The 23,211-nt window shown below is 69.6% G+C and carries 19 protein-coding genes and 1 tRNA gene; 10 read left to right on the top strand and 10 right to left on the bottom strand.

What is annotated here, in order from left to right:
- The first annotated feature begins 9 nt into the window (after positions 1-9).
- On the top strand, positions 10-672 hold the full coding sequence (locus KAH28_RS09100; protein ID WP_290575863.1) for a Fe2+-dependent dioxygenase: 663 nt from the start codon (positions 10-12) through the stop codon (positions 670-672).
- A gap of 115 nt (positions 673-787) precedes the next feature.
- Complete coding sequence (locus KAH28_RS09105) at positions 788-1,651, top strand: pirin family protein (RefSeq protein ID WP_290575865.1); 864 nt, start codon at positions 788-790, stop codon at positions 1,649-1,651.
- 204 nt (positions 1,652-1,855) lie between these two features.
- Here KAH28_RS09105 and KAH28_RS09110 read toward each other — a convergent pair whose 3' ends face one another.
- Positions 1,856-2,686 carry an amidohydrolase family protein gene (locus tag KAH28_RS09110; protein ID WP_290575867.1) on the bottom strand — a complete coding sequence of 277 codons (831 nt, stop codon included), beginning with the start codon at positions 2,684-2,686 and terminating at the stop codon, positions 1,856-1,858.
- A gap of 55 nt (positions 2,687-2,741) precedes the next feature.
- On the opposite strand from KAH28_RS09110, the gene KAH28_RS09115 reads away from it, so the two are divergent.
- Positions 2,742-3,206, top strand: coding sequence for a MarR family transcriptional regulator (locus tag KAH28_RS09115; protein ID WP_290575869.1), 465 nt, complete (start codon positions 2,742-2,744; stop codon positions 3,204-3,206).
- 26 nt (positions 3,207-3,232) lie between these two features.
- Here KAH28_RS09115 and KAH28_RS09120 read toward each other — a convergent pair whose 3' ends face one another.
- Both KAH28_RS09120 and KAH28_RS09125 read right to left on the bottom strand, forming a co-directional pair.
- Positions 3,233-3,742, bottom strand: coding sequence for a hypothetical protein (locus KAH28_RS09120; RefSeq protein ID WP_290575871.1), 510 nt, complete (start codon positions 3,740-3,742; stop codon positions 3,233-3,235).
- A 53-nt stretch (positions 3,743-3,795) separates the two neighbouring features.
- Complete coding sequence (locus KAH28_RS09125) at positions 3,796-4,899, bottom strand: mechanosensitive ion channel family protein (protein ID WP_290575873.1); 1,104 nt, start codon at positions 4,897-4,899, stop codon at positions 3,796-3,798.
- Between the two features lie 125 nt (positions 4,900-5,024).
- Here KAH28_RS09125 and sbcB point away from each other — a divergent pair, with 125 nt between their 5' ends.
- Positions 5,025-6,464: an exodeoxyribonuclease I gene (gene sbcB / locus KAH28_RS09130; RefSeq protein ID WP_290575875.1), complete on the top strand. Its 1,440-nt coding sequence runs from the start codon at positions 5,025-5,027 to the stop codon at positions 6,462-6,464.
- A gap of 116 nt (positions 6,465-6,580) precedes the next feature.
- Positions 6,581-8,482 (top strand): propionyl-CoA synthetase, encoded by a 1,902-nt coding sequence (locus tag KAH28_RS09135; protein WP_290575877.1) that lies wholly within the window; start codon positions 6,581-6,583, stop codon positions 8,480-8,482.
- 7 nt (positions 8,483-8,489) lie between these two features.
- Here the strand turns inward: KAH28_RS09135 and KAH28_RS09140 are convergent, their stop codons facing one another.
- The gene (locus KAH28_RS09140; RefSeq protein WP_290575878.1) at positions 8,490-9,653 is read right to left on the bottom strand and encodes an isovaleryl-CoA dehydrogenase; all 1,164 of its coding nucleotides are present in this window, start codon (positions 9,651-9,653) and stop codon (positions 8,490-8,492) included.
- A 91-nt stretch (positions 9,654-9,744) separates the two neighbouring features.
- On the opposite strand from KAH28_RS09140, the gene KAH28_RS09145 reads away from it, so the two are divergent.
- The 4 genes from KAH28_RS09145 to mltF all read left to right on the top strand — a co-directional run bounded on the left by KAH28_RS09145 (position 9,745) and on the right by mltF (position 14,150).
- Positions 9,745-10,377: a TetR/AcrR family transcriptional regulator gene (locus KAH28_RS09145; RefSeq protein ID WP_290575880.1), complete on the top strand. Its 633-nt coding sequence runs from the start codon at positions 9,745-9,747 to the stop codon at positions 10,375-10,377.
- 1 nt (position 10,378) lies between these two features.
- Positions 10,379-11,332, top strand: coding sequence for a WYL domain-containing protein (locus KAH28_RS09150; RefSeq protein WP_290575882.1), 954 nt, complete (start codon positions 10,379-10,381; stop codon positions 11,330-11,332).
- 991 nt (positions 11,333-12,323) lie between these two features.
- Positions 12,324-12,414 (top strand) — tRNA-Ser (locus KAH28_RS09155).
- A gap of 326 nt (positions 12,415-12,740) precedes the next feature.
- Positions 12,741-14,150, top strand: coding sequence for a membrane-bound lytic murein transglycosylase MltF (mltF, locus tag KAH28_RS09160; RefSeq protein WP_290575884.1), 1,410 nt, complete (start codon positions 12,741-12,743; stop codon positions 14,148-14,150).
- Positions 14,151-14,162: 12 nt separating this feature from the next.
- Here the strand turns inward: mltF and KAH28_RS09165 are convergent, their stop codons facing one another.
- Together KAH28_RS09165 and KAH28_RS09170 are read right to left on the bottom strand one after the other, a co-directional pair.
- Entirely contained in the window at positions 14,163-14,498 is a 336-nt protein-coding gene (locus KAH28_RS09165) for a (2Fe-2S) ferredoxin domain-containing protein (RefSeq protein ID WP_290575886.1), read from the bottom strand.
- A complete protein-coding gene (locus tag KAH28_RS09170) occupies positions 14,498-15,400 on the bottom strand; it encodes a YdiY family protein (protein WP_290575888.1) in 903 nt (300 codons plus the stop codon). The genes KAH28_RS09165 and KAH28_RS09170 overlap by 1 nt, the downstream gene beginning before the upstream one ends.
- 57 nt (positions 15,401-15,457) lie before the next feature.
- Between KAH28_RS09170 and KAH28_RS09175 the strand changes: the two genes are divergently transcribed.
- On the top strand, positions 15,458-16,690 hold the full coding sequence (locus KAH28_RS09175; RefSeq protein ID WP_290575890.1) for a (Fe-S)-binding protein: 1,233 nt from the start codon (positions 15,458-15,460) through the stop codon (positions 16,688-16,690).
- A gap of 9 nt (positions 16,691-16,699) precedes the next feature.
- Here KAH28_RS09175 and lptE read toward each other — a convergent pair whose 3' ends face one another.
- From lptE to KAH28_RS09195, 4 genes are all read right to left on the bottom strand, one after another.
- Entirely contained in the window at positions 16,700-17,218 is a 519-nt protein-coding gene (lptE, locus tag KAH28_RS09180; protein ID WP_290575892.1) for an LPS assembly lipoprotein LptE, read from the bottom strand.
- Between the two features lie 8 nt (positions 17,219-17,226).
- A complete protein-coding gene (gene leuS / locus KAH28_RS09185; RefSeq protein WP_290575893.1) occupies positions 17,227-19,818 on the bottom strand; it encodes a leucine--tRNA ligase in 2,592 nt (863 codons plus the stop codon).
- A 108-nt stretch (positions 19,819-19,926) separates the two neighbouring features.
- Positions 19,927-21,285: a DUF1329 domain-containing protein gene (locus KAH28_RS09190; RefSeq protein ID WP_290575894.1), complete on the bottom strand. Its 1,359-nt coding sequence runs from the start codon at positions 21,283-21,285 to the stop codon at positions 19,927-19,929.
- 25 nt (positions 21,286-21,310) lie between these two features.
- Positions 21,311-23,179 (bottom strand): DUF1302 domain-containing protein, encoded by a 1,869-nt coding sequence (locus KAH28_RS09195; protein WP_290575895.1) that lies wholly within the window; start codon positions 23,177-23,179, stop codon positions 21,311-21,313.
- Positions 23,180-23,211: the final 32 nt, after the last annotated feature.

A 23,211-nucleotide genomic window follows, 5' to 3' on the forward strand; every position in this document is an offset into this window, starting at 1 on the left:
GCCGGCACCATGCTCGCCGTCGCCGGGGTGCTCGACGCGCCCACGGTTTCCGCCATCCGGGAACAGCTCGATGGCGATGCCGTGATCGTCGATGGCGGCGACACCGCGCACGGCATGGCGCGGCGCGCTAAGCGCAACGAGCAGCTGGCGCCGTCGCGCACGGCGACCGGCATCGCGAAGCTCGTCGAGGAACGGTTGCGCACCCATCCGGTGATTGCCGCCTATGCGCGGCCGAGCGCCTTCGCGCGCATCCAGGTCAACCGCTACGCCGAGGGCATGCAGTACGGCTGGCACGTCGACGATGCCCACATTGGCGGCATGCGCACCGATCTGTCGTTCACCTGTTTCCTGTCCGGACCCGACGACTACGACGGCGGCGAGCTGGTGGTGGCGGAGAGCGCCGGCGAGCGCCGCATCAAGCTGCCGGCGGGCGACTGCTTCGTCTACCCCGCCGATACCGTGCACCGCGTCGACACCGTGACGCGCGGCGAGCGCTGGGCCGTCGTGGGCTGGATCCGCAGCCAGGTGCGCGATGGCGCGCAGCGGGAGCTGCTGTACGAATGCGACCAGCTGGTCGCGGCGATGCATGCGCCCGACAGCGACCGCGACGCGCTGATGCTGGCGCTGGTGCGCATCCGTGGCCGTCTCCAGCGCATGTGGTCCGAAGACTGATCGCGGACACGACCGCGACCGTTCACCGCGACTGAAGCCGGACGCGAAAAACGCTGGCTTGTCCGCGCGCAGCGCGCCCGCATCTAATGACGCAGGCCCACGCGGGAGATTCGCCATGCCCCAGATCGCGCGCCGCATCCTGCGGCACATCCCCGGTCAACCGACCTCCGACGGTGCCGGCGTGCAGCTTCGCCGGAGCATCGGCGGCAGTCCCGCCCTGCGTCTCGACCCCTTCCTGATGCTCGACGAATTCAGCTCGAGCAATCCCGACGACTACGTGGCCGGCTTTCCGCCGCACCCGCACCGCGGTTTCGAGACCGTCACCTACATGCTGGACGGCCGCATGCAGCACCGCGACCACCTCGGCAACACCGGCGATCTCGGGCCCGGCGGCGTGCAGTGGATGACCGCCGGGCGCGGCGTCATCCACTCCGAGATGCCGCAGCAGCGCGAAGGCCGCATGCGCGGCTTCCAGCTCTGGATCAACCTGCCGGCGGCCGAGAAGATGCAGCCTGCCTCCTATCGCGACATCGCACCCGATGCGGTTCCGGAGACCGCGCTGGACGGTGGCGTGCGCGTGCGCGGCATTGCGGGCGCGGTGACGATCGGCGACAGAGCGTTGCGCGGCGCCGTCAACGCCGAGCACGAGCGCAGCACCGACCCGCTCTACCTCGACCTGATCCTCGACCCCGGCGCCGCCGCGGAGTTGCCGATCGCCAGCGGGCACAACGCCTTCGTGTATCTCTACGAAGGCGGCGCGGAGATCGACGGCGATGCCGTGCCGCTGCAGGGGGCGACCGTGCTGACCGACGGCGACGTGCTGACCGTGAAGGCGGGCGACGACGGTGCGCGGCTGCTGGCGATCGCGGGGAAGCCGATCGGCGAGGCCGTTGTGCAGTATGGGCCATTCGTGATGAACACCCGCGAAGAGATCGAGCAGGCCCTCGATGACTTCCGGCGCGATGCGCTCACCGCGTGAACGCGACGATGCGCCGCCCTCACGATACCACCGCCGGCAAGCCTGGCCGCAGTCACTAAGCTCGGTCTTCCGGACCTCGCCAAGTGACCCTGCCGGGGCCTTCCCTGGCCCCGGCGCACGCTGTCCCCACACGCAGGCGCTTCCGGTAGACGGGGGGCACGGGCCCCGCTCATTCCCTGCCCTCTAGAGAGGACGCGGATCCGATCAGGGCGCAGCGCCAGCCAGACGCGTGAAGACCCGCCTGGCGTTGCCGGCCAGGAAGGCCGCGCGCTGTTCGTCATCGAGCCCGAGCTGATCGAGGCCGGCGAGACAGCGCGCGGGCGACAGCATCGGCCAGTTCGAGCCGAACATCGCACGCCCCGCCCCCGGTCCCTTCATCCACTGCACGAAGGCCGGCGGCAGACGCGCCAGCGCGTAGGCGGAGGTGTCGACGTGGAAGTTGGGGAACTTGATGCTCATGGTCATAAGCTCGTCCAGCCACGGGAAGCCGACGTGACCGCCGACTACCGTGAGCTCGGGGAAATCGAGCATGACGTCCTCGAGATACGGGATCAGGCGCCCGGTCTCGGAGCGGCGCAGCGGCCCGGTGTGCCCGATCTGCGTGCAGAACGGCACTCCGGCGTCGATGCAGGCCGCGTAGACCGGGTAGTAGCGGCGATCGTTGGGCGGCAGGTCCCAGAGCCACGGCACCATGCGGACGCCGACGAAGCGTTCGTCCTGCAGGCAGTCCCGCAATTCGCGGACCGCACGCATGGGATCGGTCAGATCCGCGGAGGCAAGTCCCCGGAAGCGCGCCGGGGCCGCGTCCATCTGGGCCCGAACCTCGTCATTGCTGATCAGCGCGCCTGCCGGCCCGTACCAGGCGGACAGTAGCGCCATCGATACGCCGGCCGCGTCCATTTCGGCGACCGTCTCCGCCGGGGTCTGCGCCAGCGAAGCCTCCGACTGCCCCGTCCAGCGCAGAAGCGGCGCCAGCCAGGGCTGCTGCGCCATGCGCGGCGTGGTGATCTGGGCCCACACATCGATCGCTTCCATGACGCGCCTCCATATGCTTCACTAGTGAAGTTATTGTGGCTCCGGTCGTGAAGCAATGTCCAGCGCATCCCCGAACAGCGCCGATCCCGCCGACCTGCGGATCTACCACCGTGTGCAGCTGGCAGCGCATCGCCTGCAGAAATCCGCCGACCGGGCGCTGATCGGGGCGGCCGGCATCACCGCCGCCCAGGCCGCAGTGCTCACGCTCGTGGAGGCCGCGCCCGGAGCGACGCAGCGCGCCCTCGCCCGGCGCCTGGGATTCAACGAGTCGGCGATCACCGCCGCGGTCGGGCGTCTGGAGACATCGGGCGCACTGACGCGACAGCGCGCCCCCGATGATGGCCGGGCCCGGGTGCTGACACTGACCGCGTCCGGGCGCGACGCGCTGGAACGCGCGCGGGCCGCCTTCGGGGACATCAATGCGCGCATCGGTGAATCGCTCGATGACGCGGCGCTCCACCAGCTCGCCGACGCGCTCGACCGGCTGACCGCGGCATTCGCGCCGCCGACCGGGGACTGACCCCGGCCCGGGTGCGCGCGACCGGGCTAGCGCTCCCAGCGCTCGCGGATCGCGGAGCGCACTGCCTCGCGCTCCTCCGGGGTCATGTCGTCCCAGTTCTCGCGCGCGGCATCGCGGCGCATGTCCTTGCGTTCGCGCGCCGCCTCGACGACCGCAGCCTTTTCGTCGTCGCTCATGCCCTCCCAGTGCTCGCGCATGGCGTCGTGCCGCTCGGCGCGGCGTTCGGCGGCCTTCTCGCGCACGGAAGCCTTTTCTTCGTCGCTGAGCTGGTCCCAGCGATCGCGGGCCGAATCGACGCGCTCGTCCCGCTTGTCGCGCCAGGCATCCTTGCGCGCCTTCTGCTCCTCGGGGCTGAGCGACTCCCACTTGTCGCGGGCGGCCTCCCGCCGCTCCTCGCGCCGTTCCTTGAACGCTTCGGCGTTGTTCGACTGCGCCAGCAGCACCGGTGCCTGGGCGGTTCCGGCGCTCCCGCCCGCAACCGCCACAACCGGCGCCGCGAAAACGGCGGCTGCAAGGGAAAGGATCATTCTTTTCATCGTGCGTGTCTCCCGGCGGAACCGATCACGAGCGTCCGGCAGCCGACATGAATTCATCCTGAACCGGGAGCGGGTGCGGCCGGTGCGGGCCGCTCGGCGGGCATGCTCTCGATGTGCACGGTCTGGGTCGGGAAGGCGAAGCCGACCCCCGCCGCGCGGAGGGCACGGACGATGCCGAGACTGATCTGCTGGTGCAGATCCATGTAGCGCACGTAGTCCGGGTCCAGCACCCAATAGACCACCTCGAAATCCAGCGACGACGCTCCGAAGTTGCAGAAATGGGCGCGGTCGAAGCGCACGTCCTGCTGCGCGATGATGATCTCGCGCACGCGCTCGGGGATGCGTTCGAGCTCGTCGGCGTCGGTGCTGTAGAGCACGCCGAAGCGGAACAGCACGCGACGCTCCTGCATGCGCTGATAGTTGCGCAGGCGCGACTTGAGCAGGTCGGAGTTGGCGAATACCAGCTGCTCGCCGCCGAGGCTGCGGATGCGGGTGGTCTTGAGGCCGATGTGCTCGATGTTGCCCATGAAGGTGTCGACGATGACGAAATCGCCGAGCACGAAGGGCTTGTCGACGACGATGGACAACGACGCGAAGAGATCGCCCAGGATGTTCTGCACCGCCAGCGCCACCGCGATGCCGCCGACACCGAGCCCGGCCACCAGCGCCGTCACGTTGACGCCGAGGTTGTCCAGCGCCAGCAGCAGCAGCATGGTCCAGAGAATGACCAGGGCCATGAACTTGACCGCGCCCAGCGTGGTGGCGGTGGCGGGGTCGGCCTCGAGCGCGCGCTTCTTCGAGCGGCCGATCCAGAATTCGATCATGGCGCCGCCCCACAGCCCGAGCTGACAGAAGCCGGCGATCACCGCAATGCCCCGCAGCACGGGCGTGGTCGTCTCGGGCAGCGTCAGATAGTGCGAACCGATATAGAGCGAGACCAGCAGCACGAGCCCCTGCTGCGTGCGACCCACGGCCATGACCACCGAATCATCGAACGGCGTCGCGGTGCGCTGGGCGATCGCCGCCAGACGCGCCTTCGAGAGCCACTTGAGGGCACCGACGAAGACATTGATCGCCAGCGCGATCACGAGCGCGGCCAGCCAGTCGCGCAGCGGATTGTCCAGCAGGAGGGAGTCGAGCGAGGCGAACTGTTCCATCGGCGATGCGGTCGGGCGGGTCCGGTGTGGCGCACAGCTTATCCCGACAATGCCCTGCGCTTCCTCACCCGGAGCGGCCCGGGCTCGCGGTAGAGTGCGCGCTGATTCCGCCGCACGGACCGGCCATGGCCGAACCCAGCTTCTACTGGCACGACTACGAAACCTTCGGCAGCAACCCCCGGCGCGACCGCCCGGCACAGTTCGCCGGCATGCGCACCACGCTGGACCTCGAGCCGGAGGGCGAGCCACTGGTGCTCTACTGCCGGCCTCTGGACGATCTGCTGCCGCACCCCGAAGCCTGTCTCATCACCGGCGTCACGCCGCAGGTCGCGGAGGCCGAGGGCGTGCCCGAGCCCGAGTTCATCGCACGCATCGAGCGCGAGCTGGGTGCACCGGGCACCTGCGGAGTCGGCTACAACAGTCTGCGCTTCGACGACGAGGTCACCCGCCACACCCTGTGGCGCAACTTCCGCGATCCCTATGCGCGCGAGTGGCGCCAGGGGTGCTCGCGATGGGACCTCATCGACACCGTGCGCCTGGTGCACGCGCTGCGCCCCGAGGGCATCGAGTGGCCGCGCCGCGACGATGGCGCGACCAGCTTCCGCCTCGAGGATCTGGCCGAGGCCAACGGGCTGGAGAAGCAGCGCGCACACGATGCCCTGTCGGACGTGCACACCACCATCGCCCTCGCCCGCCTGCTCCGCGACCGCAAGCCGAAGCTGTTCGCCTATGTCCTCGACAACCGCGACAAGCGCTCGGCGCGCGCCATGCTCGACCCCGACGCGCCGGCGATGGTGCTGCACGTCTCGCAGCGATTCCCGGCCGCAACCGGCTGCATCAGCCCCATCCTTCCGATCGCGCCGCATCCATTCAACAACAACGCGGTGATCTGCTTCGACCTGCGTCACGACCCGCGCGATCTGCTCGAGCTGCCGCCGGACGAGCTCTTCGATCGGCTCTTCACGCCCGCCGAGGATCTGCCCGACGACGTCGAGCGCCTGCCACTCAAGAACGTCCATCTCAACCGCTGCCCGGTACTGGCGCCGGTGAGCACGCTCAAGGGGGTCGACACCGGTCGTCTGCAACTCGACATGCAGCGCTGCGAGAAGCATGCAGGGCAACTCGTCGCGGCCATCGACGACGTGCGCGAGACCGCGGTCGCGCTGTTCTCCGAACAGGACTTCGCGCCCAGCGCCGACCCCGAGCAGGGACTCTACGACGGTTTCGTCGACAACGGCGACCGGCAGCGCTGCGAGGAGATCCGCCATCTCGACGGCAGCGGCCTGGCTGCGCTGGGTGCGCCATTCGCGGACGAGCGGCTCAATGCGCTGCTGATGCGCTATCGCGCCCGCCACTTCCCCGACTCGCTCGACGATGAGGAACGCGCCGAGTGGCAGCGCTGGCGGGAGGGACGATTGCGCTTCGCGCCCGATGGCGGGCTCTCGCTCGACGACTACGACGCGCTGCTGGCGCAGCTTCGCGGCATGCACTCGACGCCGGAAGCGACAGGCATCCTCGACCAGCTTGCGGAGTGGGGACAGCGCCTGCGCGCCGATATCGACTGAGCCGGCACCGCGCTCGTTCTACGCCTTTTGAAGCATGGCGCTGCCGCGACGCACCGCGCACACTGTCGCCGCGCGCCGATACGCGCGCGCCATCGTTGGCCCGCGAGGAGACGACCATGACCGACGGCGAATACCGCAGACAGCACCGGACTTCCATCGACAACCCCACCGCCTTCTGGGCCGAACAGGCGGAGGCACTGCACTGGGACCGACGCTGGGACAGCATCCTGACCCATGACGACCCGGACGGCGCGCCGCACTGGTTCGCGGGCGGCCGGCTCAACACCTGCCACAACGCGGTCGACCGCCATGTCGAGGCGGGCCGGGGCGACACGCTGGCGCTGATCCACGACAGCCCGGTCACCGACTCGGTGACGCGCTATACCTTCCGCGAGCTGCGCGACGCCACCGCCGCGCTGGCCGGCGCGCTGCGCGCACACGGCGTCGGAACCGGTGACCGGGTGGTCATCTACATGCCGATGGTGGCCGAGGCCGCCATCGCCATGCTGGCCTGCGCGCGCATCGGTGCCGTGCACTCGGTGGTGTTCGGCGGTTTCGCCGCCCCCGAGCTCGCCAAGCGCATCGACGATGCCCGGCCGAAGCTGATCCTGTCGGCCTCCTGCGGCATCGAGGGCAGCCGCGTCATCGCCTACAAGCCGCTGCTCGACGCGGCGCTGGAAGGCGCCAGCCACAAGCCCGAGGCCTGCATCGTCCTGCAGCGCCCGCAATGCGCGGCCGCGCTCACCGCGGGCCGCGACCACGACTGGCGCGAGGCCGTCTCCGCGGCCGAGCCCGCCGAATGCGTGCCGGTGGCCGCGACCGACCCGCTGTACGTGCTCTATACCTCCGGCACCACGGGCAGACCGAAGGGCGTCGTGCGCGACAACGGCGGCCACGCGGTGGCGCTGCACTACTCGATGCGCGCGGTCTACGACATGGGGCCGGGCGAGGTGTTCTGGGCGGCCTCCGACGTCGGCTGGGTGGTGGGCCATTCGTACATCGTCTACGCCCCGCTGCTCGCCGGCTGCACGACGGTGATGTACGAGGGCAAGCCGGTGGGCACGCCGGACGCCGGCGCGTTCTGGCGGGTCGCGGCCGATCACGGCGTCAAGGCCCTGTTCACGGCCCCCACCGCCTTCCGCGCCATCAAGAAGGAAGACCCGAAGGGCGAGCATCTGGCGCGCTACGACCTGTCCGCCTTCGAGGCCCTGTACCTCGCCGGCGAGCGCTGCGACCCGGACACCATCACCTGGGCCGGTGATCTACTGAAGGTGCCGGTGATCGACCACTGGTGGCAGACCGAGACCGGCTGGCCCATCGCCGGCATCTGCCGCGGGCTCGACGCGGGCCTGGACGTGCGCATCGGCTCCGCCGGCCTGCCGGTGCCCGGCTACGACATCGCCGTGGTCGACGACGACGGCCGGCCCCTGGAGCGCGACGCCATCGGCAACATCGTGGTACGCCAGCCGCTGCCTCCCGGCACGCTGCCCACGCTGTGGCGCGACGAGGACGGTTTCCGCGAGCACTACCTGGCGCGCTTCCCGGGCTACTACCTGACCGGCGACGCCGGCAGGATCGACGCCGACGGCTATGTCTGGGTGATGTCGCGCATCGACGACATCATCAACGTCGCCGGCCACCGGCTGTCCACCGGCGCCATGGAGGAAGTGCTCGCGGGCCACCCGGACGTCGCCGAATGCGCGGTCATCGCGGTGGCCGATGCCACCAAGGGCCAGCTGCCGGTGGGCATGGTCGTGCTCAAGGCCGGTGTCGAGCGCGACCATGACACCATCGTCGAGGAGCTGATCGCGCGTGTGCGCAGCGAGATCGGCGCGGTGGCGGCGTTCAAGCGCGCCTTCGTGGTCGCGCGGCTGCCCAAGACACGCTCCGGCAAGGTGCTGCGCAAGACCATGCGCGCCATCGCCAACGGCGAGTCGCCGGCGGTGCCGGCGACCATCGACGACCCCGCCATCCTCGACGAGATCGCCGGCGCCCTGGGCGCCACCGAGACCGGCTGACGCCGGATCAGACGGTCTCGTCGAAGAGCTCGCGCCCGATCAGCATGCGGCGGATCTCGGAGGTGCCGGCGCCGATCTCGTAGAGCTTGGCGTCGCGCCACAGCCGGCCGGTGGCGTACTCGTTGATGTAACCGTTGCCGCCCAGCGCCTGGATGGCCTGCCCGGCGGCCCAGGTGGCCTTCTCGGCCGCGTACAGGATGGCGCCGGCGGCGTCCTTGCGCGTGGTCTCTCCACGATCGCAGGCGCGCGCCACCGCGTACACGTAGCTGCGGCAGACCGAGCTGCCCACGTACATGTCGGCGAGCTTGGCCTGCATGAGCTGGAAGGTGCCGATGGGCTGATCGAACTGGCGCCGCTCGTGGGTGTACGGCACGACGATGTCGAGCGCCGCCTGCATGAGCCCGAGCGGACCGCCGGAGAGCACGACGCGCTCGTAGTCGAGCCCCGACATCAGCACGTTGACCCCCTTGCCGACCGCACCCAGCACGTTCTCCTCGGGCACCTCGCAGTCGTCGAACACCAGCTCGCAGGTGTTCGAGCCGCGCATGCCGAGCTTGTCGAGCTTCTGGGCGGTGGAGAAGCCCTTGAAGCCCTTCTCGATGATGAAGGCGGTGATGCCGCGCGGCCCGGCATCCGGATCGGTCTTGGCGTAGACGATCAGGGTGTCGGCATCGGGACCGTTGGTGATCCACATCTTGCTGCCGTTGAGCACGTAGCGGTCGCCCTTCTTCTCGGCGCGCAGGCGCATCGACACCACATCCGAGCCGGCCCCCGGCTCGCTCATGGCAAGCGCGCCGACGTGCTCGCCGCTGACCAGCTTCGGCAGATACTTCGCCTTCTGCTCGGGGCTGCCGTTCTTGTCGAGCTGATTGACGCACAGATTGGAATGCGCGCCGTAGGACAGGCCGATGCTGCCCGACACACGCGAGATCTCCTCCATGGCGATCACGTGCGCGAGATAGCCCAGATTCATCCCGCCGTACTCGGGGTCGGCGGTCATGCCCAGCACGCCCAGCTCGCCGAGCTTGGGCCACAGCGCATTGGGGAAGGCATTGTCGGCGTCGGCCCGGGCGGCCAGCGGCGCGATCTCGCGCTCCGCGAACGCGGCAACCGCATCGCGCAGCGCTTCGATATCCTCTCCGAGGTCGTGATTGAGATGCTTCATGGTCATCGGGGGTCTCCTCGCGTTGGCCGCGCAAGTCTAGTCAGCCGCGGCATAATTGTGAAGTTACGTTCATTTCATGCGGGAATCTGCCGCGAACATGGCCTACCGCCGCTCCGCGCGCATGCAGGCGCGCCTCGACGACAACCGCCAGCGGATCCGCGACGCGGCCCGACGCATCATTGCCGGCGGCGGCTTCCGGCATGCCCAGATGGCCGCGGTGGCGGAAGCCGCCGGCCTGTCCACCGGCTCGCTGTACCGCTACTTCCCGTCCAAGGCCGAGCTGTTCATCGATGTGCTGGGCGCTGCGGCGGATCACGAGATCCGCATACTGGAATCCATCGGCAGCGCCGGTGGCTCGGTCCAGGATCGCCTGCAGGCCGCGGTGCGCAGCTATGCCGGTCGCGCGCTCGAAGGCCCCCACCTCGCCCACGCCTTCATGGTCGAGCCGGTGGAACCCGAGCTCGACAGCGCGCGGCAGTACCATCGCAAGCGTGTCGCTGCGGCCTATCGCGCCATCCTCGACGAAGGCGTCGCGGGCGGCGTGTTCCCCGAGCAGGACACCGGCCTGGCCGCCGCCTGCCTGGTCGGCGCCATGACCGAGGCGCTGAGCGGCCCCACCGCGGAAGCACCCGCCACGGCCGACGAGCGCCGCCGGCTGGTGGAAAGCATCTGCCGGTTCTGCCTGCGCGCGGTCAGCGCCAACCGCACGCCCGCCGACGACGCTGCCTGAGATGGAGCGCGGCGAACGCTTCTACTACATCCACCGCAAGCTGAAGGCGGGAAGCTGCCTGCCTCTCCGGCATTTCCTCGACACGCTGGAGATCTCGCGCGCCACCTTCAAGCGCGACATCGAGTACCTGCGCGACCGCTACGGCGCACCCATCGTCTACGATCGCGATCGCGGCGGCTACCGGTACGATCGCGAACAACCCGAGGGCAACCGCTTCGAACTGCCCGGACTGTGGTTCTCGCCCGAGGAGCTGCACGGCCTGCTGACCCTCGATGCGCTGCTCGCCGACATGGGCGACGGCCTGTTGGGGGAGCCCTTGTCGCGCATGCGCGACCGTCTCGCGGAGCTGCTCGGCGATCAGGGACCGGCCCTGGAACAGCTGCGACAACGCGTGCGCGTATTCCCCACCGGCGTGCGCCGGCGCCTGTCGACGTGCTTCCCCACGGTGGCCCACGCCGTCATGGCACGCCGCCGTCTGACCATCCGCTACTGGACGCGGTCGCGCGACACCGTCACCGATCGCCAGGTCTCGCCGCAGCGGCTCATCCACTATCGCGGCAACTGGTATCTGGATGCCTGGTGCCACCTGCGGCAGGACCTGCGCAACTTCTCGGTCGACGCCATCGTGCAGGCCGAGCTGGACGACGACGAGGCCGTGGACATCGCCGCCGACGCGCTGGAACGGAGCCTGGGCGCGGCCTACGGCATCTTCTCCGGGGCCCCCGACCGCTGGGCCGTCCTGCGCTTCTCGACCGAACGCTCGCGCTGGATCCGCGACGAGATCTGGCACCCTGACCAGCGCACCGAACTCGGCGCGGACGGCCGCTGCACGCTGCGCGTGCCCTACCACCACGACGAGGAACTGGTGATGGAGATCCTGCGGCACGGACGCGAGGTCGAGGTGCTCGAGCCCGAGGAACTCCGGCGGCACGTGCGTGAATCCATGACCCGTTGAGGACCCGTCGAGCAGCAGGCTCACGCCATGAGCCACCAGCGCGGGATGCTGTGCGCACATCCGCAACGGGCCAACCGCCATGTCCGCACACGCCGCCTCCACCTCGCGCCGCAGCCGTCGCCCCCGCACTACCGCCGGCACCACCGCGCAACCGCGAGCGCATCGCGCACCTTCCAGGCCCGGCAGCGCCGCGTCCACGCGCACCACGACGCGCGCACGAACCGACGCGGATGCCAGGCCGGCGGCATGGCAGATCGCCCTCGGCCTGCTGGCCCTCCTCTGCAGCGGCATTGATCTGGGGTGAGCCCGACCGAAGCGCCAGTGGCGCTTCGCAGCGGGCGAACGCCCGGACAGGGATGTCCGGGCCGGGGCACTTAGCGAGGCAGGAGCCGAGCTTAGTGACCGCGGCGATCTCCGCACGACATCCGCGATCCCCACCGCTCACAGCCATGCGGCCCCCTCCGGCCCGACCGAAGCGCCAGTGGCGCTTCGCAGCGGGCGAACGCCCGGACAAGGATGTCCGGGCCGGGTCACTTGGCGAGGCAGGAGCCGAGCTCAGTGACCGCGGCGATCTCCGCACGACATCCAGGCGATCCGCACCGCTCACAGCCATGCAGAGCCCTCCGGCCCGACCGAAGCGCCAGTGGCGCTTCGCAGCGGGCGAACGCCCGGACAGGGATGCCCGGGCCGGGTCACTTTGGCGAGGCAGGAGCCGAGCCTGGTGACCGCGGCGATCCTGCTCGATGCCCGGCAAGAAGCTCCGATGCCGAGTAGAATCGCGCGCTCCACACAGCCGGACATTCCTGTATCCGCGCTGCGTGCGAGGCTAGTAGAATGTCGCCCCTCGGAGGGGTACCGAAGCGGGTGGAGCAGGACCGAAATGCCAGTGGCATTTCGCAGCCTGGTCCACGGGCCTCGCCGGAGGCGTGGGCCAGGACCATGACGGCGCCTGCCCCACGCAGCGTCACTCGCTAGTAGAATGTCGCCCCTCGGAGGGGTACCGAAGCGGTCATAACGGCACCGACTCGAAATCGGTTGGGGGCTCACGCCCCACGTGGGTTCGAATCCCACCCCCTCCGCCAGTTTTGCGAAAGCGCCAATACCGCGCAGCCTTCGCTGCCCGAAGCGAAGTGCTCCAGATTCGAACCCACGAGAACAATGCCGGGTTCGACCCTCCGCCGAAGGCGGATGGCGCGAGCGCAGCGAGCCCGAAGGGCGGCCCTTTCTTGTGCCCGGCGCCGGGCATCCCGATAGCGTGCGGTCTCCACAACCGTCCGTCGTCCCGTTTCGACGTCCCCCGATTCCGGGAATGCCGCGAGGCCGGCGCTTGCGCTAGGCTGCGGGCATGCTTCGCCGCCCTCGAATCCGCCCGTCCCGTCCGGGCGCCGTCCTGCTGCTGAGACTCGGGATGTGGCTACTGGTAGCGGCGCTGCTGGTCACCGGCAGCTGGCGCTCTCCGGCACTGGAGCAGATCCGCCGCAGCGGCGTGCTGCGCGCGGCGATGGTCAACGACCCGACCAGCTACTACCTCGGTCCCGCGGGCTACACCGGCTTCGACTACGACCTGGTACGCGACTTCGCGGCGCATCTGGGCGTCGAGCTGAAGATCGTTCTGGTGGATTCGCCGGACGCCGCGCACGACGAGGTGCGCTCGGGCAATGCGCACATCGCCGCCATCGCGTCGCCGGTCACGGACAACCGGCTGCGCGATCTACGCTTCTCGCGGCCGCTGCGCTACCGGACCCCGCAGCTGGTCGGGCGCACGGGCAACGCCATCCCGGACGATCTGGGCGCGCTCGAGGACACCATCGTCGTGGCCGAGGGCACCGCCTACGTCGAGTGGCTGCAGGAGCTGGAAGCGCAGTACCCGGACCTGCAGTGGCACGCGCGCGCCGGCACCGAAGTGGAGGCCCTGCTCAGCGAGGTCGCCGACCGCGACCTGGCGCTTACCGTGGCGGGCTCTGACCTGGTGGCGATCACCCAGCGCTACTATCCGCGCCTGGTGGTCAGGCGCGACCTCGGGCCGGCGCGCCCTCTCGCCTGGGCGGTGTCCGCGACGCACGGCGAGGCCCTGAACCGCGCGCTGGCGCACTTCCTGCGGCTGCTCGGCACCGAGGAGATGGCGCGGCTGCGCGACCGCTATTTCGGGCACATCGACCGACTCAACTACGTCGATGCCGTGGCCCTGGCCACGCACTTCGAGACACGCCTGCCCCGCTACCGGGAGCACTTCGAGCGGGCCGGCGAATCGACCGGCGTGGACTGGCGCCTGCTCGCAGCGGTCGGCTATCAGGAGTCGCACTGGGACAACAAGGCGGTGAGCCCGACCGGTGTCCGCGGGATCATGCAGATCACCGAGCAGACCGCCGAGTTCCTGGACATCTCGGACCGCACCGATCCGGACGAAGCCATCGATGGCGCGGCGCGCTACCTGCGCTCCCTGCACGGGCGGCTGCCGGACAGCATTCCCGAGCCGGACCGCAGCTGGTTCATGCTCGCGGCCTACAACATCGGGCTGGGGCACGTGCTGGACGCACGGCGTCTCACCGCATCGATGGGCGACAACCCCGATCGCTGGGTGGATGTGCGGCAGCACCTGCCGCTCCTCACCCAGCCGCGACACTACCGGCAGCTGCGCTACGGGTACGCGCGCGGCCCCGAGGCGGTCCAGTACGTCGGCAATGTGCGCACCTACTTCGACATGCTGGTCTGGCTCACCGGCCGGGACGAGACCCCGGAGCCGGTGTCGCCCCAGCCACGCGAGATGCGGCCACCGCGCAGCCAGGATCCGCTGTCCATCGAGCAGCCGCTGCTCTGATGGGGTCCGCCGCTACCCCGGGATGCGGAGGCGTTCGACGATGCGGCCGTTCTCGATGTGCTCGTGGATGATGTCGTCGATGTCATCCTCGTCGAGGTAGCGGTACCACACCCCTTCCGGATAGACGACCAGCACCGGGCCCTGCTCGCAGCGGTCCAGGCAACCGGCCAGATTGATGCGCACGTCGCCCATGCTGTTGCGGCCCAGCGCCTTGATGCGCTCCTTGGCGTAGGCGCGCACGCGCTCGGCACCGCGCGCCGCGCAGCAGGGCCGGGCCGCGCCCGCCTCCCGCCGGTTGCAGCAGAAGAACAGGTGGTGGCGGTAGTAGGGCGTCGGAATGTCGGCCATCAGTCGCCGAATGCGTAGCTGAGGTTGACGGCGGTGTACGAGTCGGTCCGCTCGGTGTCCTCGGCGACCTCGGTGTTGTGCCGCACCGTGTAGCTGAGCGCGGCGAAGAGATTGCCGATGATGGACAGACGCAGCTCGGACAGACTCTCGATCGCGGTGTTCGAGGCACCGCTCTCGGCCGACAGCGTCTGCTTGAACACGCTGGTCCCGGAGAGCTTCCAGGTGTAGTCGGTGGCGAAGCGGCCGACCGCTTCCGACTCGGACAGATCCTCGGTGCTGGCGCCGTCCTCGGGCTCCTGGAATTCCGTCTGCCGCAGACCGCCGCCGAGCTCGACGTTCCAGGCATGCGCCTCGGTCTTGAGAAGTCTGCGGCCGTAGCCGACGGTCTCGGACATGCGCTCGCGCACACCGGCGAAGAGGTCCTTCTCGAACTCGACGGCGGCGAATGCGAAGTCGTGGCTGGTGAAGTTGAAGTCCACCTTGTAGCCCGCCGTGTAGCGCTCGGCGGTGGTCTCGCCCTCATCGCGCGTGTGCAGGGCCTCGCCCTTCAGATTGTGCTTGAAGCGGCCCGCTTCCAGTCCGAGGCTCATGCGGAGGTTGCCCGCCCGGCTGCTGCTGTTGCCGCTCGACGATACGAAGCCGGCACCGAGCTCGCCGGTCCAGGGGCCGGGATCGTCGGCGACTTCCTCGGCAACCGGAACATCGCCGCCATCGACCGCAACCGCCTCGGGCACGCCGGCGGCCAGCGCCTCGACGGTCGCCGCGGGCGATGGCGCTTCGCGCTCGCCGAGGTCGGTGGCGTCCCAGCCCGGAGCCTCCATCTGCGCGAAGGCCGACGGCGCCGCGATCGGCAAGAGAGTGACGAGAACGGCGGCTGCGCGCGAGGCCGTTGTCGAGCGCATGGGCGGAATCCTGCGTGGCTGGGGGCAGCGCGGGAGTGTAACAATGCCCCCGTCGCCATGCCCCTCCAGACCCGACAGCAACTCGTCGCCCGCATCGGCGCCGACGCCGATCAGTGCGTGAAGTGCGGCCTCTGCCTGCCGCACTGCCCGACCTATGCCGTCGACGGCAGCGAGGCCGAATCGCCGCGCGGCCGCATCGCACTGCTGCAGCGTCTCGCGGACGGCGACCGCCAGCCCGACGACAGCGTGACGCGGCACCTCGATCAATGCCTGAGCTGCCGTGCGTGCGAACGCGTGTGCCCGGCACACGTGCCGTACGGGCGCCTCTTCGATGCCGGCCAGGCGCTTCTCGCCGAGCACGCGCCGGCACGCGGTCGGCGCCGGCGGCGGAGTGCCTGGCTGCTGCACCGTCCCGTCCTCCGGCGCGTCCTGCTGCGCGCCCTGTTCGTCGCGCAGCGCGCGGGCATCACCAGGGTGCTGGGCGGCCTGCTGGCCGGCACCCGGCCCGGCCGCTGGCTGCATGCGCTTCCGAGACTGCCGTGGCCGCGCGAGGCCCGCGATCGCGCCATCGCGACCGAGGGCGTCGACGTGGCGCTGTTCGCGGGCTGCCTCGGCGACAGTGTCGACCGCCCTGCCCTGAACGCCCTTCGCGGCGTCCTCGAGACCGCCGGTTACCGCTGCGCGGTTCCGCGCGGACAGACCTGCTGCGGCGCCCTCGAGCAGCACGGCGGCGCAGCCGATGCGGCGGCACGCGCGATCACCGTCAACGCGAGCGCGATGGCGACTGCCGCGCCGGCACACATCGTGGGCATCGCCAGCGGGTGCACGGCATGGCTGCAGGATGCGGAGAAGGAGGATCCGGCGCGGCCGTTCGCCGGCAGGCTGAGCGCACCATGGCCGCTGCTCCTGGAGCGCGCGGCGGCGCTCCCGTTCCGGTCGTCTTCCGAGCGGATCGCCGTGTGGCTGCCGTGCACCCAGCGCAACGTCGTTCGCGACGAGGCCGACATGCTCCGCGTGCTGCGCTCGGTACCGGGCGCCACGATCGACGTCCTGCCGAGCCCCGATGGCTGCTGCGGCGCTTCGGGCCTGCATTTCCTGGAGGCGCCCGAACGCGCCGACCGGCTGGCGGCCCCCATCGTCGCGGCCATTCGCGACCGTGCGCCGGACCGGGTCCTGTGCGCCAACGTGGGATGCCGGCTGCATCTCGGGGCCGCGCTGCGTGCCGCCGGCGCGGAGGTGCCGGTGGTGCATCCGGCCGAGTGGCTGGCGAGCCGCCTCGGGATGCACTGAGGCGCGGCGTCAGCCCTCGCCGCCCTGCGTCAGGCGCACCTCCAGCTGCAGCAGGATGCGCTCGGCAAGCTCGTCCTGCAGGTAGGTCTTGAGACGCTCCTCCTCCGATTCCTTGGGAAGGATCTGCTCGCTCGGAAAGCTGAGCGCGCGCCGCGCCGACAGCGTCTGGGGTGCGATCAGCACGCCTTCGTCATCCGACAGCGAGAAGGTGACCTCGACGAAGATCTCGAACTCGATGGCCCGCCCGCGCGTGTTCACCGACAGCACGTTCGACTCCTCGCGCAGGTCGGTGATGGTGAGCACCGCATTGGCGTCGCCGCGGTCGCCGGTCACCACCGCGCCGCGTCGGCGCAGCCGCGTGCGCAGCGATGTCTCCACCGGGGGCTCGTCGACGCTGTAGGGCTGCTGGCTGTCGAGGTAGACGCGCTGCAGCGGCTCGGGCAGCGGCCGGCTGCCCTGCAGGCGGAAGCCGCAGCCCGCCAGCGCGGCGGGCAGCAGACTCGCGAGCAGGAGCCGGCGACTGGCCATGTCCGTCCTCAGACCACGAGATTGACGAGCCGGCCCGGCACGACGATGCGCTTGCGCAACGGCTGCTCGCCCACGAAGCGGGCGACGGCCTCGTCCGCCAGCGCGGCCGCGATGATGTCGTCCTGCGAGGCCTCGGCCGCGACCGTGACACGGCCGCGCAGCTTGCCGTTGACCTGCACCACCAGCGTCACTTCGTCGGCGGTCAGCGCTTCCGGATCGGCCTGCGGCCATGGCGCCGCGATCACCGGCGTCTCGTGACCGAGCGCCTCCCACAGGGCGTGCGCGATATGCGGCGTGATGGGGGCCAGCACGCGCACCAGGGCTTCCAGCAGCTCGCGCACGGCAGCGCGCATGGTCGGACGCGACTGGTCGGCGCGGCCGACCGCGTTGAGCAGCTCCATGCAGGCGGCGATGGCGGTATTGAATACCTGGCGGCGATTGACGTCGTCGTCGATCTTGCGCAGCGCCTCGTGCAGCTGGCGGCGCAGCGCGCGCGCGTCTCCGTCGTCGCCGGCGTCTTCCGCCGGCGCACCGAGGGCGAGGTGCTCGTGCACCTGGCGCCAGAGCCGCCGCAGGAAGCGGCTGGCGCCCTCGAGCCCGGCATCGCTCCACTCCAGCGACTGGTCCGGCGGCGCGGCGAACATCATGAACAGGCGAACGGCGTCGGCGCCGTGGGCATCGATCATGGCCTGCGGGTCGACGCCGTTGTTCTTCGACTTCGACATCTTCTCGATGGCACCGATGGTCACCGGCTGCCCGTCCGCCTTCGCGACCGCGCCGGCGGGCGCGCCCTGTGCGTCGCGCGTGATGTCGACCTCCGCCGGATTGAACCAGCGCTTGCGGCCGTCGTCGCCTTCGCGCAGGAAGGTCGGCGCCACCACCATGCCCTGGGTCAGCAGGCGGGTGAAGGGCTCGTCGCAGTCGAGCAGGCCCTGGTCGCGCATCGCCTTGGTGAAGAAGCGCGCGTACAGCAGATGCAGCACCGCGTGCTCGACACCACCGACGTACTGATCGACCGGCAGCCAGCGGCGCGCGCCCTCGTCGACCATGGCGTCGTGGCTGTGCGCGCTGGCGAAGCGGGCGTAGTACCAGGACGAGTCGATGAAGGTATCGAAGGTATCGGTCTCGCGCCGCGCCGCTGCGCCGCACTTCGGGCAGGCGCACTGCACGAAGGCGTCGTTGCGCGCCAGCGGATTGCCGGAGCCGTCGGGCATGAGGTCCTCGGGCAGCCGCACCGGCAGCTCGGACTCCGGAACCGGTACCGCGCCGCACGCCTCGCAGTAGATGACCGGGATCGGGCATCCCCAGTAGCGCTGTCGCGAGATGCCCCAGTCCCGCAGCCGGTAGTTGGTGCGCACGCGACCGATGCCGTCGGCGCGCAGCTGCTCGGCCATGGCGTCGAAGGCCTGCGCGAAGTCCATGCCGGTATAGCGGCCCGATGCATGGACGATGCCCTTCTCGGTGAAGGCGGCCTCGCTCACATCGGCGGGTCCGCTGGCGTCCGGCCCGATCACCGGCCGGACCGGAAGATCGTAGGCGCGCGCGAAGGCGAAGTCGCGCTCGTCGTGCGCCGGCACCGACATCACCGCACCCGCGCCGTAGCGCATGAGCACGAAGTTGGCGACCCAGACCGGCACGGTCTCGCCGGTGAGCGGGTGCACGGCATCGATGCCCAGCGGCATGCCGCGCTTCTCGGTGGTCTCCAGCGTGGCCTCGGAGACGCCGCTGCGCCGGATCTCCTCGATGAAAGCCGCCAGATCGCCATTGCCGGCGGCCGCCTCGCGCGCCAGCGGATGCTGCGGGGCCACCGCCATGTAGGTGACGCCGTGGAGCGTGTCGGGGCGCGTGGTGTACACGGTCAGGCGATCGTCGCGACCGGCGAGCGCGAAATCGATCTCGATGCCGTAGGAGCGGCCGATCCAGTTCGCCTGCATGGTGCGGACCGCCTCCGGCCAGCCCTCGAGCTTGTCGAGATCGTCCACCAGCTGGTCGGCGTAGTCGGTGATGCGGATGAACCACTGCGGGATCTCGCGCTGCTCGACCAGCGCGCCGGAACGCCAGCCGCGTCCCTCGATGACCTGCTCGTTGGCGAGCACGGTCTGATCGACCGGATCCCAGTTCACGACGGCACTGCGCCGCTCGACCAGCCCGGCCTCGAGCAGCTTGAGGAAGAACCACTGCTGCCAGCGGTAGTACTCGGGATCGCAGGTCGCGAACTCGCGCGACCAGTCGTAGGCGAAGCCGAGGCGCTTGAGCTGCGCGCGCATCGCCGCGATGTTGTCGCGGGTCCAGGCACCCGGTGCCACGCCCTTGTCCATGGCGGCGTTCTCGGCGGGCAGGCCGAAGGCGTCCCATCCCATCGGCTGCAGCACGCGATCGCCCTGCATGCGCCGGACACGCGCGATGGCATCGCCGATGGTGTAGTTGCGCACGTGCCCCATGTGCAGCTTGCCGCTGGGGTACGGGAACATCGACAGGCAGTAGAAATGGCGCGCATCGCCGGCGGTGACACCGCCGGGCTCGGCCGCGAAGCTGTCGTGCGCCTGCCAGTACGCCTGCGCGGCCTGTTCGACCGCGGCCGCATCGTATTCGTGCTGCATGCCCTTGTTGGCGATCCGGGGAAGGGAAAGCGCGCATGGTAGCGCGCGCGCACAAAAAAGACCCGGCCGGAGCCGGGTCGAATACGCAGGGATGCGATCGCCGCCTTGCTAGCGCAGACCGAGGTCGCGCAGGCCGGCCGGACTGAAGTCCGCCGGCGTCCGCTCGATGGGCTTGTAGACGGTCTCCTTGTCGTTGCGCAGCGACAGCGCGATGTAGCGGCCGGACTGCAGGTCGTGCTTGACCTCCATGCCGGGGGCCAGGAAGGGAATGTCGTAGTAGGCGTACTTGTGATCCTCGTCCACGCGCCAGAGCTGATCGCGGTTGTCGTACTTGTCGGTGACCGCGATGCCCCAGCTGTCCTCGTCGAGATAGAACATGCGGCGCTTGTAGATGTGCGACGTGCCTTCCTTGAGGTTGGCCTCCACCACCCAGACGCGGTGCAGCTCGTAGCGCAGCGGCTCCGGATTGACGTGGTTCGGACGCACCATCTCCTCCACCGACAGCGTCGGCCCGTTGGCCTCGTAGCTGTTGTAGGGGATGTACATCTCCTTCTTGCCGTGCAGCGTCCACTCGTAGCGGTCGGTGGCACCGTTGTACATGCCGAAGTCGTCGTTGGTGCGCAGCGCGTCCGCCGCCGTCCCCGGGTTGTCGTAGGCCACGTTGGGCGCCAGCCGCACGCGACGCTGCCCCGGGTTGTAGGTCCAGGCGCGACGCGGCTGCTTGACCTGGTTGGCGTACTCGTAGACCAGCAGCGCGCTGCCGGCCAGGCGCGGAGGTTCGCGGATGACCTGCAGGAAGTAGAACAGCAGGTTGTCCTCGCGCTCGCTGGGCGACTTGTCCTGGTTGCTGTAGACGAAGTCGTACTCGTAGTCGAAGTCGACCAGGGTGTAGTCGCCGCCCTGCGTGACCGCCGCCTGCTCCCAGGTGGTGGCGTAGGTGTCGCCGCGGTAGTGCGTCAGGTGATTCCAGATCGCCTCGAGGCCGGACTGCGGAATGGGGAACGGCACGCCGCCGGTGGTGCCCTCGAAGCCGTTGCCGCCCTCGACCAGCTCCACCTTGGTGGCGTTGGTCTTCGTCTCCTCGTAGATGCCTTCCGGATAGGCCGCGGAGCGGCGCGTCGGATAGACGTGCATCTTCCAGGTCGGGTAGCGCTTGAGCAGCGCGATCTGGCCGGCGCTCAGGTTCTCCTCGTACTTTTCGTAGTTCTTGCCGGTGATGGTGAAGAGGCGCTCGTCGTCGGCATAGGGATCGGGGTAGTGCCCGCCCTTCTCGAAGTCGGGGTGCACCTCGGTGAGGCCGCCATCCCACGCCGGGATGGTGCCCGCCTCGTTGCCGGCGCGCTCGGCGCCGATGGGAGTCAGGTCCTGACCGAGTCGCTGGGCCTCCTCTTCCGAAACGGCGCCGAAGGCGGTCGCCGTCACGGAGCCCAGCAGCAGCGCGGTCAGTGTTTGCTTGATGGTCATCATGTGCGTCTTCCCGTGCTGGTGGTGATCAGAAGGAGTAGGAAACGCTCGCGCTCACGAAATCGCGATCGATGTTCCCGTTCGCGTGCGTGGCCCAGGTCTGCGGCTGCCCGTCGGCGGCAGGCGCGGGATCCTCGCCCCGGAAGACCTCACCACCGAAGTAGCTGGTGTAGCTGATGTCGACGCCCCAGTCCTGGAGGTAGTTGAATCCGAGACCCACGGTGACCGCCATCTGCTCCTCGGTGAAGTTGGGGCCGACGCCGTTGACGTCGTGGGAGAACGCGAGCCGCGGCGAGGCGGTGACGGCACCCACGAGGTTGTCGTAGTCGAAGCGGCCCAGGATGCGGTAGCCCCAGGACGTGCTGGTGGCGAAGCCGCCGGGCTGGGTCGATCCGCCGGACAGCGCGGTGCCGGGGAAGCCGGGCGTCTGCTCGCCGCCACCCGGCGCCGGCAGCGACACGCCGGGCCCGTTGAAGATGAAGCCGTCGGGCAGGTCGAGATAGTTGACGCCGACCTCGCCGAGCATGACGAACTGGCTGGCGCCGAAGGTGGGCCCGAAGCTCTGCGTCGCGGTCATCTGCCACTGATGCGCGTCGACGCGCTCGTAGCCCTGCACGATCTCGCCGTTCTGCACGTACCCGCCACGCGTGTCGGCGAGGTTGTTGGCGATGTTCGCGGCATCCGGCCCCGCCAGTGGCGAAGCGTCCAGTGCCTGCAGGAACACGTCGATGGCCGCGAGCTGCAGCGGAAGGTTCGGGCGGTAGGAGTACTCGCCCTGCAGGGCGACACCGAACGGGCCGAGGGTGTTGAAGCTCAGGCCGAACAGATCGACATTCTCCGGATACTCGATGATGTAGGTGCCGGTCTGCGCGCCCAGCGGCGCGCGGTCGCCAGCCGCGTTGGCGTAGGCAACGGGAGCACCCTTGCGCGTCGAGAAGATCGGCAGGCGGCTGTCGTAGTTCAGGTAATAGATGCCGAACTCGGTGCTGTTGAGCGCGGGCGCGAAGTAGCGGAAGGCAATGCCGTACTGCTGATCGCCCTCGGGTCGGTCGACGTACTCGCGATCGAACCAGAGCTGCGCCTCGCCGTCGCCCGATGCGACCGGTATGGGCGCGCGGTTGTCGTCCGCCCGGCGCCCCAGTCCCAGGAAGGCCTTGTCGCCGTCTATGGGGGCGAAATCGTTGGTCGAGAAGTAGGCGTAGCGCGGGTCGATCTCGATCTCGTCGAAGTCGGCGATGTAGAGCGCCTCCATGCTCAGGTTGCGCGTGAGCGTGTAGCTGACGTGCGCCATCGGCGACGGGATCAGCGCATCGCGCAGACGCGAGCCGGGCGAGCGCAGCGCCGACACGTCGATCGCGTTGATGACGTTGATGCCGTTCTGGATGAAGGTGGATTCGCCCCAGCTCACCACTTGGCGGCCGACGCGGATGCGCAGGCTGCGGTCGAAGACGCGGAATCGGCCCTGGACGAAGAGGTCCAGGAGGTCGTTGACGCGCCCCTCGCGCGACTCGCCCTTCGGACCCAGCGGGCTGGAGCTGCCGCGCGCCTTGAAGTCGTAAGCGAAGCGGAAGCGGGTGAAGAACGCGAAGTTCTCCCAGTTGGCGACCAGCTCGTGGGATGACGCCGCGACGGCGGAGGTCACGTCGCCGGCGTCCCAGACGAGGTTGCCGTCGTCGCCGTTGACCGAGCGGGCCGTGCCGCGCTCGCCCTCGTAGAAGTTCGCTATGCCGTAGTTCTTAGGATCCGGATCCTGGGTCCGGACGGTCGCGCCCAGGGACAATCGGGTATCGAAGCTGCCGGTGATGTCACCGAACTCGTAGCTGATGGCATGGGCCTGGAAGCTGCCCGCAAAGCCCAGCAGCACCAACCAGCGCAACTGGCGGATGGATATGGCCACGGCGTGTCTCCTCGTCTCGCAGGTATGTCGTT

The sequence above is a fragment of the Algiphilus sp. genome (assembly GCF_023145115.1).
In the GTDB taxonomy this organism is placed as follows: domain Bacteria; phylum Pseudomonadota; class Gammaproteobacteria; order Nevskiales; family Nevskiaceae; genus Algiphilus.

What these genes read in the sequence shown, in the direction of transcription:
- KAH28_RS09140 (WP_290575878.1), bottom strand. Translation starts at nt 9,653, where the DNA reads ATGACCATGAAGCATCTCAATCACGACCTCGGAGAGGATATCGAAGCG.
- KAH28_RS09105 (WP_290575865.1), top strand. Translation starts at nt 788, where the DNA reads ATGCCCCAGATCGCGCGCCGCATCCTGCGGCACATCCCCGGTCAACCG.
- sbcB (WP_290575875.1), top strand. Translation starts at nt 5,025, where the DNA reads ATGGCCGAACCCAGCTTCTACTGGCACGACTACGAAACCTTCGGCAGC.
- KAH28_RS09145 (WP_290575880.1), top strand. Translation starts at nt 9,745, where the DNA reads ATGGCCTACCGCCGCTCCGCGCGCATGCAGGCGCGCCTCGACGACAAC.
- KAH28_RS09100 (WP_290575863.1), top strand. Translation starts at nt 10, where the DNA reads ATGCTCGCCGTCGCCGGGGTGCTCGACGCGCCCACGGTTTCCGCCATC.
- KAH28_RS09115 (WP_290575869.1), top strand. Translation starts at nt 2,742, where the DNA reads ATGTCCAGCGCATCCCCGAACAGCGCCGATCCCGCCGACCTGCGGATC.
- KAH28_RS09125 (WP_290575873.1), bottom strand. Translation starts at nt 4,899, where the DNA reads ATGGAACAGTTCGCCTCGCTCGACTCCCTCCTGCTGGACAATCCGCTG.
- leuS (WP_290575893.1), bottom strand. Translation starts at nt 19,818, where the DNA reads ATGCAGCACGAATACGATGCGGCCGCGGTCGAACAGGCCGCGCAGGCG.
- KAH28_RS09175 (WP_290575890.1), top strand. Translation starts at nt 15,458, where the DNA reads ATGCCCCTCCAGACCCGACAGCAACTCGTCGCCCGCATCGGCGCCGAC.
- KAH28_RS09170 (WP_290575888.1), bottom strand. Translation starts at nt 15,400, where the DNA reads ATGCGCTCGACAACGGCCTCGCGCGCAGCCGCCGTTCTCGTCACTCTC.
- KAH28_RS09190 (WP_290575894.1), bottom strand. Translation starts at nt 21,285, where the DNA reads ATGATGACCATCAAGCAAACACTGACCGCGCTGCTGCTGGGCTCCGTG.
- KAH28_RS09150 (WP_290575882.1), top strand. Translation starts at nt 10,379, where the DNA reads ATGGAGCGCGGCGAACGCTTCTACTACATCCACCGCAAGCTGAAGGCG.
- lptE (WP_290575892.1), bottom strand. Translation starts at nt 17,218, where the DNA reads ATGGCCAGTCGCCGGCTCCTGCTCGCGAGTCTGCTGCCCGCCGCGCTG.
- KAH28_RS09165 (WP_290575886.1), bottom strand. Translation starts at nt 14,498, where the DNA reads ATGGCCGACATTCCGACGCCCTACTACCGCCACCACCTGTTCTTCTGC.
- KAH28_RS09110 (WP_290575867.1), bottom strand. Translation starts at nt 2,686, where the DNA reads ATGGAAGCGATCGATGTGTGGGCCCAGATCACCACGCCGCGCATGGCG.
- KAH28_RS09135 (WP_290575877.1), top strand. Translation starts at nt 6,581, where the DNA reads ATGACCGACGGCGAATACCGCAGACAGCACCGGACTTCCATCGACAAC.
- KAH28_RS09120 (WP_290575871.1), bottom strand. Translation starts at nt 3,742, where the DNA reads ATGAAAAGAATGATCCTTTCCCTTGCAGCCGCCGTTTTCGCGGCGCCG.
- mltF (WP_290575884.1), top strand. Translation starts at nt 12,741, where the DNA reads ATGTGGCTACTGGTAGCGGCGCTGCTGGTCACCGGCAGCTGGCGCTCT.